This is a genomic window from Pseudomaricurvus hydrocarbonicus (assembly GCF_011602365.1).
GTDB lineage: Bacteria > Pseudomonadota > Gammaproteobacteria > Pseudomonadales > Cellvibrionaceae > Pseudomaricurvus > Pseudomaricurvus hydrocarbonicus.
In genome coordinates this window covers 75,580-89,580 of record NZ_JAAONZ010000010.1, presented here as the reverse complement: position 1 = coordinate 89,580, position 14,001 = coordinate 75,580, and the positions used below count along the sequence as shown (strand labels likewise).

General features: G+C 53.4%; 12 protein-coding genes. 9 read left to right on the top strand and 3 right to left on the bottom strand.

The genetic code is table 11. From position 1 onward, the window contains the following. Positions 1–96: 96 nt before the first annotated feature. Entirely contained in the window at positions 97–1,095 is a 999-nt protein-coding gene (locus G8770_RS13495; RefSeq protein ID WP_167187612.1) for a branched-chain amino acid aminotransferase, read from the bottom strand. A gap of 218 nt (positions 1,096–1,313) precedes the next feature. On the opposite strand from G8770_RS13495, the gene waaF reads away from it, so the two are divergent. From waaF to G8770_RS13455, 8 genes are all read left to right on the top strand, one after another. Beyond that, positions 1,314–2,348, top strand: a complete 1,035-nt coding sequence (waaF, locus tag G8770_RS13490) for a lipopolysaccharide heptosyltransferase II (RefSeq protein ID WP_167187609.1) — start codon at positions 1,314–1,316, stop codon at positions 2,346–2,348. After that, positions 2,345–3,349: a lipopolysaccharide heptosyltransferase RfaC gene (gene rfaC, locus G8770_RS13485; protein WP_167187606.1), complete on the top strand. Its 1,005-nt coding sequence runs from the start codon at positions 2,345–2,347 to the stop codon at positions 3,347–3,349. The genes waaF and rfaC overlap by 4 nt, the downstream gene beginning before the upstream one ends. Before the next feature lie 11 nt (positions 3,350–3,360). After that, positions 3,361–4,488 carry a glycosyltransferase family 4 protein gene (locus G8770_RS13480; protein WP_167187602.1) on the top strand — a complete coding sequence of 376 codons (1,128 nt, stop codon included), beginning with the start codon at positions 3,361–3,363 and terminating at the stop codon, positions 4,486–4,488. After that, positions 4,485–5,285 (top strand): lipopolysaccharide core heptose(I) kinase RfaP, encoded by an 801-nt coding sequence (gene rfaP / locus G8770_RS13475; protein WP_167187599.1) that lies wholly within the window; start codon positions 4,485–4,487, stop codon positions 5,283–5,285. The genes G8770_RS13480 and rfaP overlap by 4 nt, the downstream gene beginning before the upstream one ends. After that, positions 5,285–6,031 (top strand): lipopolysaccharide kinase InaA family protein, encoded by a 747-nt coding sequence (locus G8770_RS13470; protein ID WP_167187596.1) that lies wholly within the window; start codon positions 5,285–5,287, stop codon positions 6,029–6,031. The genes rfaP and G8770_RS13470 overlap by 1 nt, the downstream gene beginning before the upstream one ends. Before the next feature lie 80 nt (positions 6,032–6,111). Next, complete coding sequence (locus G8770_RS13465) at positions 6,112–7,842, top strand: carbamoyltransferase C-terminal domain-containing protein (RefSeq protein ID WP_167187593.1); 1,731 nt, start codon at positions 6,112–6,114, stop codon at positions 7,840–7,842. Positions 7,843–7,870: 28 nt separating this feature from the next. Continuing rightward, on the top strand, positions 7,871–9,337 hold the full coding sequence (locus G8770_RS13460; protein WP_167187591.1) for a BUD32 family EKC/KEOPS complex subunit: 1,467 nt from the start codon (positions 7,871–7,873) through the stop codon (positions 9,335–9,337). Between the two features lie 31 nt (positions 9,338–9,368). Further along, entirely contained in the window at positions 9,369–9,905 is a 537-nt protein-coding gene (locus G8770_RS13455) for an acyltransferase (protein WP_167187588.1), read from the top strand. A 59-nt stretch (positions 9,906–9,964) separates the two neighbouring features. Here G8770_RS13455 and G8770_RS13450 read toward each other — a convergent pair whose 3' ends face one another. Together G8770_RS13450 and G8770_RS13445 are read right to left on the bottom strand one after the other, a co-directional pair. Beyond that, positions 9,965–10,735 carry a sulfotransferase family protein gene (locus tag G8770_RS13450; RefSeq protein ID WP_167187585.1) on the bottom strand — a complete coding sequence of 257 codons (771 nt, stop codon included), beginning with the start codon at positions 10,733–10,735 and terminating at the stop codon, positions 9,965–9,967. A gap of 6 nt (positions 10,736–10,741) precedes the next feature. Further along, the gene (locus G8770_RS13445; protein ID WP_167187582.1) at positions 10,742–12,325 is read right to left on the bottom strand and encodes a hypothetical protein; all 1,584 of its coding nucleotides are present in this window, start codon (positions 12,323–12,325) and stop codon (positions 10,742–10,744) included. Positions 12,326–12,456: 131 nt separating this feature from the next. Here G8770_RS13445 and G8770_RS13440 point away from each other — a divergent pair, with 131 nt between their 5' ends. Next, positions 12,457–14,001 (top strand): MBOAT family O-acyltransferase, encoded by a 1,545-nt coding sequence (locus tag G8770_RS13440; protein WP_167187580.1) that lies wholly within the window; start codon positions 12,457–12,459, stop codon positions 13,999–14,001.

Sequence of the window (14,001 nt, the reverse complement as noted above, 5' to 3'; positions counted from 1 at the left end):
CGGAGGCTATCTGCCGAGGCAGAATGTGGGGGCCGCGCTGCGATCGCCATGACGGGCTTGAATCCTTCACCCGTCACGACGAGACTGGAGCTGGCGTTAGATGCTGGTCAGCCAGCCATGAGTGTCCTCGGCCAGTCCCCATTGGATGTGGTTCAGCGCCTGGCGCAACTTGGCGGTGGTCGTGCCCGCCTGGCCATCGCCCACCTGGTATTCGGTGCCATTGTGCAACAGGGTACCCACCGGGGTTAATACCGCGGCCGTCCCCGAAAGCGCAGCCTCACAGCCTGGCTTGCGGCTGCGTTCCAGCAGTTCCGTCACGCTCAAGTCTCTCTCTTCCACGTTCAGGCCCATGTCGCGGGCAATGGTGAGCAGAGAGTTGCGGGTAATGCCGTGCAGGAAGCTGTCGTCCAGTGCCTTGGTGATCAGGGTGTTACCATCGATCAGCAGGAAGTTGGCGGCACCGGTCTCCTGAACATCACCGTTGGGGCAGAACAGTACCTGGTCTACCTTGAGGTCACGTTTGGCTTTCATGATCGGCTGCAGGGCGCTGGCGTAGTTGCCGCCACTTTTGATGCGGCCCATGTGCGGCGCGCAGCGCATGCCGTTTTCTTCCAGTAATAAACGCAAGGTGGTGTCGGAACCCCCGGCGAAATAGTCACCCACGGGCGATACCAGCACGTACTGACAAGAGGTGAGCGACGGGGCGGCCGCCTTGCCGATCGCCGGCTCGGTGCCGATGTGGGTGGGGCGGATATAGAGCGAACCGGGGGCTTCTGGCGCCTGACTGGCGAAGCGCTCCACCACCTGGAGGATCATATCGCGGGTCTGTGCCGGGTCGATGGCCGGCAGCGCCAGCAGTTCCGTGCTCTGGGCAAAGCGGGCAATATTGTCGTCCATGCGGAATATTTTGACGCTGCCATCCGGGTGGCGGAAGGCTTTCAGGCCTTCAAAGCAGGTGCTGGCGTAATGCAGCACATGAGCGCCGGGGTGCAGCGTCAGGCTGTCACTGGGCACCAATTTGTGATCGCCCCACTTTTCTCCGTCAAATTCAGTCAAGGCCATTTCTGGCATGAAAACACTACCAAAGGCAGTCATAGGGGAACCTCAAATAGGGGGTCAAAAATCAGTGTCACTGTGAGTCAGGATGTTAGGGGGGTGGCCCTGTCGATAAGTCCCGGACCGCGAATTGTAATGAGCCTGCTCTGAAATTGGAATACTGAGTGCTGGTTAAGGGCGCTTTTACTGACGTTTTCGGGTGACTGGGGTATCATGCCGAGTTTTATTTCGCCGTGCGGCTAAAGAGTGGGTGACACATGGGAAGCAGCAGAATTTTGATCATTGGGCCCTCCTGGGTCGGCGATATGCTGATGAGCCAATCGCTCTATCGGCAACTCAAAATTCAGCACCCGAACTGTGAGATAGATGTGTTGGCGCCAGACTGGTGTCGGGGACTGATTGAGCGCATGCCAGAGATCGCCAATTCCATCGCCATGCCTGTGGGCCATGGCAGCCTCCAATGGGGGGTGCGCAAGCGACTGGCGGCGGTGTTGGAAAAGCGCGGTTACGACCAGGCCATTGTGTTGCCTAACTCCTTCAAGTCGGCACTGATCCCCTGGCTGGCCCAGATACCGTTGCGAACCGGTTGGCTGGGCGAGATGCGCTATGTGTTACTGAACGATCCGCGCAAGCTGGATAAAGCGGCCTTCCCTCGCATGGTGGAGCGCTATGTGGCGCTGGCCGGTAAAGGTGTGCGCCGCGCCTCGGAGCTGCCCGCTATTGTGCCGCCGCGGCTGACGGTTTCCAGCGAGGGGCAGCGAACTGCCCTGGCCGAGTTTGACTTGCCGCCCGAAGGCCTGGTCGGCCTGTGCCCGGGGGCCGAGTTTGGCCCCGCCAAGCGCTGGCCGGATTATCACTACGCGGCACTGGCGTCCAGATTGATCGCCGATGGCAAACAGGTGGCGTGTTTCGGTTCGGCCAAGGACGCCGAGGTGGTTGAGACGATCAGGGAGCAGTTGCCCGATGAACAGCAGGCGGCGTTCCACGGTCTGGCCGGGCGCACGAGCTTGCCCCAGGCGATTGATTTGCTCGCGGCCTGCGAAGCGGTGGTCACCAATGATTCTGGCCTGATGCACGTAGCCGCCGCAGTCGAAACACCGCTGGTGGCGCTTTATGGCCCGACCAGTCCGGAGTTCACTCCACCGCTGAGTGACCGGGCTGAAGTGATCCGGTTAATCGACGGCTATTTAAAAGTACGTAAAGGGGAAGCCGAGGCTGGCTATCACCAGAGCATGATTGATATTAAACCAGAGCAAGTGTTGGACGCGTTGAAGAGAGTTTTGGCCCAATGAGAGTGCTGATTGTTAAAACATCCTCCATGGGTGATGTGATTCATACCCTGCCGGCATTGACGGATGCCAAGCAGGCCTTCCCGAACATTGAGTTCGATTGGGTGGTCGAAGACAGCTTTGCTGAAATTCCCGGCTGGCACCCGGCCGTCAATACGGTGATCCCGGTGTCGATCCGGCGCTGGCGCAAAGAGATTTTTAAAACCATTGGCTCGGTGGAGTGGAAGCAATTCCGCACGCAATTGCGCAAGCATCACTACGATCTGGTGATCGATGCTCAGGGGCTGCTGAAGAGTGCCTGGGTGGCTCGTCTGGCGAAGGCGCCGACCGCCGGTTATGACAAGCATTCGGTGCGGGAAAAGCTCGCCGCGCTGGCTTACCAGCATCAATACGATGTGCCTACTGACATGCACGCGGTTGAACGAATCCGCCACCTGTTTGCGCTCGCCTTGTCCTACCCCAAGCCGGAAACCAAGGGCCGCTATGGCATCGACAAGCGCCGGTTTTGCAGCGCTACGCAAGAGTCCAGCAACGTCGTGTTCCTGCACGGCACCACCCGCCACGACAAGCATTACCCGGAAGACTACTGGAAACAGCTGGCCGAAACCCTGACCGCGCAGGGCGTGCGCGTGCGCCTGCCCTGGGGCAACAAGGATGAAAAGCGTCGCGCCTATCGTATTGCCGAGGGCAACCCCATGATACAGGTGTTGCCGAAACTGAACCTGAACGGTGTGGCGGGGGTGCTGGCGCAAGCCACGGCGGTGGTCGCGGTGGATACCGGGCTTGGGCACTTGAGTGCGGCGCTGGATATCCCTACCGTCTCTTTGTACGGGCCCACCAGTCCGGCATTGATTGGCGCTTACGGTGAAAACCAGGTCCATCTGTGCGTGAAAGATTATGAGCCGGTGGATTACAAGGCCGATCCTGAAATTTTTTCCCCGCTCACGGCCGACCGGGTGCTGGCGCAACTGCAGCCCTTACTGCCATCACGTGAAGTCTGCTGAGACCCCGTCCTATGAAGTTGGCGTTTTGCCTGTATAAATATTTTTCGTTCGGTGGTCTGCAGCGGGATTTTCTCGCGGTGGCCAGCGAATGCCATCGCCGCGGCCATCAGATAACCGCCTATGTGCTCGAGTGGCAGGGAGAGGTACCTGAGTGGTTAGAGGTGGTGACGGTACCGGTTAAGGGCTGGGCCAGTTACCGGCGCTATCAGAATTTCACCCAATGGCTGCGTGACCGGCAGGTTGCCGACCAGTTTGATTTGATGATTGGTTTTAACAAAATGCCGGATCTGGATGTCTATTTTGCCGCAGATCCTTGCTTCAAAGAAAAGGCTCTGGAGCGAAGTGCCTGGTACCAAAACAGTGGCCGGGGTAAGCACTTCCTGCACTATGAAGATGTCATTTTTGCCCCTCACTCGAAAACTGAAATACTGACCATTGCCCGCAATCAGGGTAATATCTTTCAGAAGTATTACGCCACCCCTGAGCCGCGGATTCACTTACTGCCCCCTGGGATTGACCCAGCCTACAAAGATGCCTCCGAACGTGAAATACAGCGGCGGGCTTTCCGCCAAGAGTTTCAGTTGTCAGACGATGAGACGCTGTTGTTGATGGTCGGGTCTGGTTTTAAAACCAAGGGTTTGGATCGGGCTTTACTTGCCCTGGCGTCATTACCGCAAGCCCAGCTGTTGAAAACCCGGTTTTTTATTGTGGGCCAGGATACCCCGTCTCGCTTTAAGCGCCAGGCAAAAAAGTTGGGCGTACTGGATCGGGTGAGATTTTTTGCCGGCCGCAGTGATGTGCGCCGCTTTATGTTTGGTGCCGATTTGATGTTGCATCCGGCCTATTACGAGAGCGCGGGCAAAGTTTTGATTGAATCCCTGTGCAGTGGATTGCCGGTGTTGGTTACCGATGTCTGCGGGTATGCACACTATATTCACGATGCCGGGGCTGGCCAGGTGTTAGCGTCGCCCTTCAGCCAAGACACCCTCAACCAATTGCTGGCCTCGATGCTGTTGGAGTTGCCACAGCAGTCCTGGAGTGAGAATGGCCTCGCATTTGCTCAGAATCATGATCTATACAGCCAGCCACAATATGCCGCCGATGTTATTGATCAAGTGTTGTCCCGGGAGCGTTCATGAGCGTCTATTTGCGTGAAGAGCTGGCCAGAGCCTGGGCTGGTCAAGATCCGTTTGAGGTCGTAGAACACATTACCGGGGATGTGTACCGCGAACTGGAAGGTCGCCGTACTCTGCGTTTTGAGTTGCACGAAAAGGCTTACTTCCTCAAGTTACACCGCGGTATAGGGTGGAAGGAGATTTTTAAAAACCTGGTTCAGGGGCGTCTGCCGGTGCTTGGCGCCAGTAACGAAAAAGCGGCCATCGAGGCCCTGCAGGCGGTGGATGTAGGGACGATGTCGGTGGCGGCTTTTGGTGAGAAAGGTCAAAATCCGGCCCGGCAGCTCTCGTTCATTGTGACGGATGCCATTGAGCCGTCGATATCGCTGGAAGACCTGGCCATTGAATGGCGAGAACAACCGCCCTCGTTACAACAAAAGCGTGCTGTGATGGCTACCGTTTGCCACATGGCCAGGGCGATGCATGAGGCCGGTGTTAACCACCGGGATTTTTATATTTGCCATTTTTTGTTGCGCAATCGTACCTTCACCAACGATCCTGATTTGGCGATTATTGACCTGCATCGCGCCTTGATCCATAAAAAAATACCCTATCGCTGGCGCCTCAAGGACTTGGCGAGCTTGTATTTTTCCGCATTTGATGTGCCGTTAACTCTGAGAGATAAATTGCGTTTTATCCGGGATTACACCGGCTTGCCGTTGCGAGAGGCCTTAAACGATCAACAAAAGTTGTGGCAACAAGTGGAAGCCAAAGCACAGCATTTGTATAAGCGAGCGGTGCGAAAAGGGATCATTCGCTGATGGCGGGCTGGCACAACAGTATTGCTTCTGATTTGCCTGAGGCTCATCGTGCGTTTTCTTCACTGGAGCAAGTGTGGGCCCTGCAGGGGAAAATTATCACCACCAGCTCCTTGTGTACGGTATTGCGCGTTGAGCTGGACGGCAAAGGTTATTACGTCAAGCGCTATGGTCGAGCCGGTGACGGATTGGCACGGTGTTTGGGGAAGTCAAAGGCGCGGCGGGAGTGGGAAAATTTACTGCGTTTTAAATCGTGGGGCTTATCCGTCGCCAACGTTGTGGCTTACGGTGAAGAGCGCGTGGGATGGTCGCGAAAAGGTGCCTTGATTACGGCAGAGGTTCCGGGGTCAACCGATCTTGCCGCGCTGGCGGCGGCCGCTTCACCGCTGTTGCGATCAGCCGACTGGGTGGCTTCGGTGAGTGATCAGGTGGCTCATGCTTCAGCGGTGATGCATCAACATCAGTTTGCCCATAATGACTGGAAATTGCGCAATATTCTGGTGTCGGGCCCTGAGCATTCCCCGCTCATTCACATGATAGACTGCCCCGCAGGTGCTTTTTGGTGGGGGCCTTTTTTCGAATACCGCCGCATTAAAGACATTGCCTGTCTGGATAAAATCGGCAAAAAGGTATTGAGCAGAAGCCAACGCTTAAGATTTTATTTTCAGTATGTCGGCGCTAAGCGCCTGACGAAAAAAGATAAACGGGATATCAGAAAAATTCTGAAGTTCTTTGACGGTAGAGAATAGTGAGGGGGCGACAGGAAACAGCAGGATTGTTACTGGTCGCAGATGAACATTGTTAAGGATAATTGAGAGAGGGTTTGCGTGTGTCGTTGATCGTTTTGGGCTTGTCTGGTGCAGTCAATCATGACCCTTCAGCCGCGTTGTATATCGATGGAAAATTGGTGGCCGCAGCCGAAGAAGAACGGTTTGTGCGGGACAAACACGCCAAAAATCGTATGCCCTATGAGTCGGCTAAATTTTGTATTGAATATGCAGACATAAATCCTGAAGACATTGATGTCGTAGCGATTCCCTTTGCGCCCATCAGTATTACTAAACCTCACCGTTGGCATTATGCCAAGCGCTATTGGTATGCTCCGGATCGTGCCATTGATGCGATCGTGAATGGTAACCGTCGCTACCGACGTTATAAGTCAAAAATTATCTGGCTGTTGCAGCAGCTGGGGATCAATCCCAAAAAAGTTGAGATCGCATCCGTCGAGCATCACCTGGCGCATGCCTCCAGTGCCTACCATTGCAGTGGATTTAAGGAAAAAACCGCTATCATGGGTATTGATGGTAAGGGTGAATATGCCACGACTTTTTTTGGCTATGGAGAAAACGGCAAAATTCACAAGATCAAAGAATTCGTCGACCCGGATTCGTTGGGTGGGCTGTATGGCGCGATTACGGAGTTTCTGGGTTTTGAGATGCTCGATGGCGAGTACAAGGTCATGGGCATGGCGCCCTATGGTGATCCGACCAAATACGACTTCTCTCGCCTGGCAAATTTTAAAGATGGCGAACTGGTGATCAATACAGAATACGCCAATGTTATTGGCTTACGTCGCCACAAAGACAAGGGCAAGGGTTACTATTTCAGTGACAAGCTGATTGATTGGTTGGGCCCAAAGCGAGAGGGCGATATCGCCGACGAACCTTATATTCATTATGCGGCCAGCATGCAGGCGTTGTTTGAAAAGCTCTCGTTGCAAATGATGGATTATTATCTGGGTGATGTTCTCAGGGAAACAGGTAAATTGGCTTTTGCCGGTGGCGGGGCACTGAATGTGAAGCTAAACCAGAAGATCGTTGCCCGCGAAGAATTGAAAGAGTTGTTTGTTCAGCCCGCCTCGGGTGACGCCGGTACCGCCATTGGAGCTGCCGCATACGCCTCTGAACAGCGTGGGGTGGCCGTTGAAAAAATGGAGCATGTGTATCTCGGTCCCCGTTACACCAGTGAAGAGGTGATAGCAGCCTGTGCCAAACATGCAGGCCAGCCAAACTGGCGCAGGATCGAAAATGTACCCGCAGAAATCGCACAGATACTGGCCGACGGCAATCCCGTGGCCTGGTTCCAGGGGCGTATGGAGTTTGGGCCTCGCGCGCTGGGTGGTCGTTCTATTCTCGGCTGTCCGAGTGCCGAAGGTGTTGCTAACCGCATCAATGAACAGATCAAATTTCGGGAACGCTGGCGCCCTTTCTGCCCGAGCATGCTCAGTCGTGTGGCACCAGAAATGTTTAAAGTGGACCATCCTGCGCCTTATATGACCTTCACTTTCGAAGTCAAAGATGAGTGGAAAGCCCGTGTGCCAGAAGTGGTGCATGAAGATGGCACCGCCCGCGCCCAGGCGTTACAACCTGGCGTTAATGAGCCTTATTACCAGTTGATGGAAGAGATGGAAAAATTGACTGGTAATGGTGTGGTCTTGAACACATCTCTTAACCGTCGTGGAGAACCCATGGTGTGCTCTCCCACAGATGCCTTGAATATGTTTTTCGGATCAGATTTGGAATATTTGATTATGGAAGATATTTTGGTTGTGAAACACTGAATGCCTCCTAAAGCAGAGCCCGTTTATTATGACTAAGCAGCAGACAACCGCGGATCTGAGGGCGCTGGGACGGGTATTGCCGGAGCAAATTGAAGTGCCTGTTGAGGGGCGTGATGGCAGTTTGGTGTTCTCATCCTATGCCCGGCACTTGCCGGGCCGGCGTTTGGCGGGTATTGGCCGCTGGCAGGGGATTCCGGTCTTCATTAAGCTTTTCTTTGGCCACGGTAAAATCGCCCTGATCGGAGTCACCCGTGCCAAGCAGGAATTTCAACGAGAAATTCGCATGTCGCAGGCGTTGTCTGAAGGGCGGGTTTCGGCGGCTGAAGTGCTTGATCATGGCACCATCGAAGGTGGCGGTTACTGGCTGGTGCAGGAATTGTTGCCGCAACTGAAAAGCTTCAAAGAGTGCTGGAAAGGCGCGAACTCCCGTGAACAACAGCGGCAACTTTTCGCTGAGTTGGCCGAATTACTGGGACAACTGTATCAGTCCGGTTTGTATCAGGCCGATGCCCATCAGGAAAATTTTGCCTACAGTGATGATCGCTTATATGTTCTTGATGCCGGTGGCATCAAAAAGCAGCACACGTCATCCCAGAGGGTTTTGTTAAAAAACCTGGCGCTGATGGTGGCGCAGTTCCCTTATCCTTTGCACCGTGATTTGATGGGCATCTGTAGCGACAAGTTGTCAAAGACTCTCGATATTGATGATGTTGCTCTGGCGCAAATGGTAATGATGGCCTGGCGCCAGCGCATGCGCAAACTGACGTATAAAATGTTGCGAACGTCTTCGTGGGTTTCCAAAATTAAAGGCGAGAACGTACGTGCGCTGTGCATGCGGCGAGAGCAGACGCCAGAGCTTCGAAACCTGCTGAGCGGTTGCCACACCCTGGATCGTGCCATTGACCGCGGGCACCTTTTGAAACGGGGTAATTCAGCAACGGTGGCGCGCATTGAACTGAGTGGACGGACATACGTGATAAAGCGTTATAACCTGAAAAACCATTGGGTGGCTGTCAAGCGTGCTTTTGGTCGTTCGCGGGCTCGGACCAGCTGGCTCGGTGGTCATATCTTGCATTTGATGGGGGTGCCGACTTCGGTGCCGGTGGCGATGGTAGAAGAACGCCGCTGGGGAATGCTGCGACGCGCGTATTTTATCAGTACGGTTGCCTCTGGAGAGGATGCCTTTCATTATTTGCCGGTTCACGGCTGTCACAAGGAGTTGCTTCACCACTTTGAGAATGTGTTCGAGGGGTTGTTGTACACCCAGGTCAGTCATGGTGATATGAAAGCCACCAACTTGTTGGTCGATGGTGATCAGGTGGCGGTGATTGATCTGGATGCGGTGCAGATACACGCATCAGGACTGATGTTTAAGCGGGCCATTCATAAAGATTTTGAACGCTTTTTAGTCAATTGGGAAAAGGGCAGTGAGCTTTATCAGACCTTTTCTTTTCTCACTCAAGAATTATTACAGAAGTATAACTTGCGCAGATGAACGCAAAGAGCGGGCTGTTGAGAGGTGAGCGATGGGTGCATTGAGAGAGTTGTTGTTTTTGACGCTGGCCAATTGGCTGCCGCGCCTGACCCTGTGTGACAAATACCGGTACCTGCTGTTACGCCTGGCAGGTGTGAAGATTCTGAAAAAGGGAATGATTTTCGGACCTTTGACGATTCGGCCAATTGGCGGAGCGAAGAATATTCAGCTGGGTAAGAAGGTTTTTTTGAATACTGAAGTTCGCTTTGCCTGCCCTGAGAGTCCCATCGTGTTGGGGGATGATGTCCGAGTGGGACCCCGGGTTTGTTTTGAGACGGTGGGGCATGGGCTGGCCCACTTTCCCGGTGGTCGTCGAGGGACATGGACCAAGCCCATTCATGTTGGCGACCGGGCCTGGATTGGCTGTGCAGCGATTATTCTGCCGGGGGTGACAATTGGTGAGGGGGCGGTTGTGGCTGCCGGGGCGGTCGTCGCCGAGGATGTTCCAGCCTATACCGCGGTTGGTGGTGTACCAGCCAAAGTGATTCGTAAGATTACAGAAGCGGATATTGAGGAGTATCAGCTTTAGCGACGCGTTTGCTCTCGGTTTCTAGAGCTTAGCAAGTCAATGACAGCAAACGTACATTGCTAGAGCTTGTGCTGGCGGAGATAACGTTTTGATCGCCACCACATGCGCAATGCTTTCTCGCCTTCTTTAAGCGGGTTGTCTTTTTCAGGGTAGCGGCAGGGAAAAACCGTTGCATCTGTATTCTTTAGAATCTGTTCCCAGTTCTTGGACGGCTCGTAACCACGTCGGATCAGGTCGCTTGTCAGGGTTGGATTGCGTTGTAATTGTTCTTTAACGCGAGGCAGGTGCTGTTTCCATTTATCTAGACTGGCAGAATTGACCGGTCGTAACCCCTCCATCGCTTTCAGTGCGTCCTCCGGTGGTTTAGCGAATTTGTGGTACTCCGAAAACTGATGTTGCTCTTGGAGAAACTCAAATTGGGTGGCAATTGCCTTTTGGCATGCGTCAGGTTTTTCCACCAGATCTTCGTAGCGGATGGTTAAAAATCTGGGGTGGCCTTCAAAGGATTCTGCAGCGAGATCACATTTTTTCCAGATTTTATAATTGCAAAAGTAAATGTCCCGGTTTGAATGGTGCTTGCTGGTAAACACCGCACGAGGATCGCGTACCAAATATATGACAAACAGGTTCGGATCTCTCTCAAAAATGTGTTTGATGTGGAGGATGTCCGTGGGCTTTTTGCTGATGTAGAGGTCAATGTTGTCGGGGGACGGTTCGAAAATACTGATTTCGTGGTCGCAGCTTTGATCGTGCTGAAAACAGGCGCTCATCAGCTCCATCATTAAGGTGGTGCCGCTGCGGGGGCAGCCGACAATATGAATATGCTTCATGGTTACTTATCCCCGGTTAGGGTTGTGGAACGCTTGTTTGTGGGCTGACTGCCATTGATCACTTTCACGTTGACGATGGGCATCGGGGGACTCGAAGATAATGATCTGGTCTCCACGGTTGTTGCTGAATTTGGCGCGTTGGTGATAATTCAGCGCTGATAATGTTTCTGCGTAGGCTTGTATTTTAGCATCTTTGCGACCGACGTTGAGGGCAACAAAATCGTAGCCATACAGTCGCGATGCAGGGGTTTTCTCGAGGCGTCGTTTGGCGTAAAGGATGTCGTTCCAGTCGAAGGTAAGACCACTGAAATACGCCAACTGATGATCGTTGGTGTAGATCCAGTCATCCTGGCTGCTGTGTTGTTGTAGCCAGGCCAGGCTGTCTTGATCGTGCTCATGGCTGCTGGTGCTAATGTGGTTGTCGAGTAAGACCAGCATTGCCAGCGTGAACAGCAGGCCTTTTTTCACCTTACTGCGGGCAATGTTGTCGTACTCCCTTGACAGGCCGATGCACAAGGGAATTAATAACAGCAGGGCGGTTAAGAGCATGTAGCGCGCCTGCATAAAATGCTTGAACAGTAAAAAGTTTATCAATATACCGGCCAACACGATATGCATCATCAGATAAGGGGTATTGCGCGGCCAGCGGAGCTGGCCTTTCTTCCACAGATACAGACCAAGAAATACAATGATGGGTGTCAGTGCGGAGAGCAGGGTAGCGACAAAGATACCGGACAAAACCAGGCTTACGGATAAGGCCGCGTGTTCTTCGGAATGCCGGTTTAAAATTTCTGAGGCCATGACTTGAGTGTATTTCGGCAGGCTGATGGCGAGTTGATTGGCTTGTTCCAGCAGTGGGGAGAGGGCCAATTCAATAAATTTGTCTTGCAGTTGCAATCCCGTGCTGAGGCCAATCGCCAGGGCGATCAGCAACCCAGCCAGCAGCAATCCATACAATTTGGCCGTAAGTTTGAGTCGCAGCACAAGAGACTGTGGTGATGGCAGCAATAAAGCCGTGGGAACAAGGACGAGCAATAACACAGCTTCCGGGCGAAACAGCATAGCAATGCCACTGTAGGCGCACCATTGGCCAGCTTGCAGGAGCCTTGCATTAGCCTGGAAGCGAATGAGAGCGTTAAGCGCGAGCAGCATAAAAGCCCAGTAGCCAAAATCGCGGATCAGATAGTCGCGATAATCGGCAAGCGTTGGCAGTAGCACGATAAGGCAAGCCCCTATCCACTGCGCGCGGCGGTCACCTCCCAGCGCTTGAATGACTTTGACAAAGGCGTAGCCCAGCAGTGCCAGCAAGCTGATGTCCAGCAGTTGCGCACTGACGAAGGAGCTGGTGTGGGTGATCTGGCTAAGCCCGCCTATCAGTACAGAGTAAAAGGGGCGTGGATAAATCTCCTCGGCGGCGTCCCAGCCACTGACTTTAAATGTGTCTGCCGCAATCAGGTATTGGGTGGCGTCGGCGTTAATGCTGCCTGACAGGCTGATGATGATCAGCGTGCTTAGCGTACTGAGTAACGCCGCAGCTAGTGCCGGGGTCAGATATTGTGGCAGCGCCAGAAAGTGTGATCGATAAGACATTAAATTCATAAATTGATGTGGGCGATACCCCTGGGGGTGGTTGAATAGGTTTGATGGGCGGTTAAAAACGTCTACCATAGCGACCCTGTATATCAATGTCACGGGCCAGAATCTCTGGTTGATTATACCCAATGCTGTTTAATTCGTTTGAGTTTATTCTGGTTTTCTTGCCAGTCGTTTTGCTGGGCTACTACTTGCTGAAAAGGACTGCGCCAGAGGCGGCGCCGGTGTTGTGGCTGGTTGCGGCGTCGCTGTTCTTCTACAGTTGGTGGCGGGTCGAATACCTGCCGCTGCTGTTGTACTCGATTTTGGGCAACTATTCTCTGGGGTTGTATCTGGGGCGTGAGGCCCTGAGGCCGAAGTGGCGAAAGCTGGTGTTGGCCGCTGGAATTGTGATCAACCTTGGGTTGTTAGGCTATTACAAGTACGCCAACTTTTTTATTGAAACCCTCAATGCCCTGGCTGGAACCCGTTGGGATGGGTTGACCATTCTATTGCCGTTGGCCATTTCGTTTTTTACCTTCCAGCAGATTGCTTACCTGGTGGACAGCTATCAAGGAAAGACCCGCCACTACGGATTTCTGCATTACTGTTTGTTCGTAAGCTTTTTTCCGCAACTGATTGCCGGTCCCATTGTCCATCACCGGGATATGATGCCTCAGTTCATGCGTAACCGGCGCCAGCCACTTCAGCTGGACAATATTTCTATTGGCCTGGTGATCTTTACTGTGGGGTTGGCCAAAAAAGTGCTGATTGCGGACAACCTGGCGTTGTTCGCCACTCCGGTTTTTGCCAAGGCGGATGCCGGTGGCACCCTCACTCTGGTGGAGGCCTGGCAGGGTGCTCTGGCCTATAGTCTGCAGCTCTACTTTGACTTCAGCGGGTACTGCGATATGGCAGTGGGGGCCGCACGCTGTTTTGGGATTGTTCTGCCGATCAATTTTAACTCGCCTTATCGCAGTCGAAATATCATTGAGTTTTGGCGTCGCTGGCACATTACGTTATCCACGTTTTTGCGTGATTACTTGTATATTGCTCTGGGAGGCAATCGACTGGGGCCTGTGCGCCGGTATGCGAACTTAATGTTGACCATGTTACTGGGGGGGCTGTGGCATGGTGCGGGTTGGAATTTTGCCATCTGGGGGGGGCTGCACGGGATTTTTCTGGTTATCAACCATGGCTGGCGGGGATTGACTTCGGGTATTCCGGCAATGCCGGCGTGGATCCATCGTATTGGTGGATTGCTGGGCATGTTACTGACTTTGGTGTGTGTGGTCTTTGCCTGGGTGTTTTTTCGCGCGGAGAGCTTGGCAGGAGCCGTGGCCATGCTCGAAGGAATGGTCGGCAGGAATGGCACTACCCTGCCGGCCAAATACCTGTCTCGCTGGAGTGAGTTTGGGCCCTGGCTAAGTCAAAAGGGCGTGAATTTCCAGGATCTTGAAACCTTGCAATCGCTGTCCCCATTGTGGAATATGCTGGCTTTGTGGGTCTTCGTTTGTTCTGCGCCAAATATTTATAATCTTCTGGCTCACAAACAACCGGTTTTGGAGGAGGTGCAAAGGAGTCGTTTTGCCTTACCGCTGACGCCGCTGACGGGCTTTTTCTGTGGTTTGCTGCTGGTGGCTGGCCTGCTGTCCCTCAGTCGTGTTTCTGAATTTCTGTATTTTCAATTTTAG

What these genes read in the sequence shown, in the direction of transcription:
- G8770_RS13480 (WP_167187602.1), top strand. Translation starts at nt 3,361, where the DNA reads ATGAAGTTGGCGTTTTGCCTGTATAAATATTTTTCGTTCGGTGGTCTG.
- G8770_RS13440 (WP_167187580.1), top strand. Translation starts at nt 12,457, where the DNA reads ATGCTGTTTAATTCGTTTGAGTTTATTCTGGTTTTCTTGCCAGTCGTT.
- G8770_RS13455 (WP_167187588.1), top strand. Translation starts at nt 9,369, where the DNA reads ATGGGTGCATTGAGAGAGTTGTTGTTTTTGACGCTGGCCAATTGGCTG.
- G8770_RS13445 (WP_167187582.1), bottom strand. Translation starts at nt 12,325, where the DNA reads ATGTCTTATCGATCACACTTTCTGGCGCTGCCACAATATCTGACCCCG.
- G8770_RS13470 (WP_167187596.1), top strand. Translation starts at nt 5,285, where the DNA reads ATGGCGGGCTGGCACAACAGTATTGCTTCTGATTTGCCTGAGGCTCAT.
- G8770_RS13450 (WP_167187585.1), bottom strand. Translation starts at nt 10,735, where the DNA reads ATGAAGCATATTCATATTGTCGGCTGCCCCCGCAGCGGCACCACCTTA.
- G8770_RS13495 (WP_167187612.1), bottom strand. Translation starts at nt 1,095, where the DNA reads ATGACTGCCTTTGGTAGTGTTTTCATGCCAGAAATGGCCTTGACTGAA.
- G8770_RS13460 (WP_167187591.1), top strand. Translation starts at nt 7,871, where the DNA reads ATGACTAAGCAGCAGACAACCGCGGATCTGAGGGCGCTGGGACGGGTA.
- rfaP (WP_167187599.1), top strand. Translation starts at nt 4,485, where the DNA reads ATGAGCGTCTATTTGCGTGAAGAGCTGGCCAGAGCCTGGGCTGGTCAA.
- rfaC (WP_167187606.1), top strand. Translation starts at nt 2,345, where the DNA reads ATGAGAGTGCTGATTGTTAAAACATCCTCCATGGGTGATGTGATTCAT.
- waaF (WP_167187609.1), top strand. Translation starts at nt 1,314, where the DNA reads ATGGGAAGCAGCAGAATTTTGATCATTGGGCCCTCCTGGGTCGGCGAT.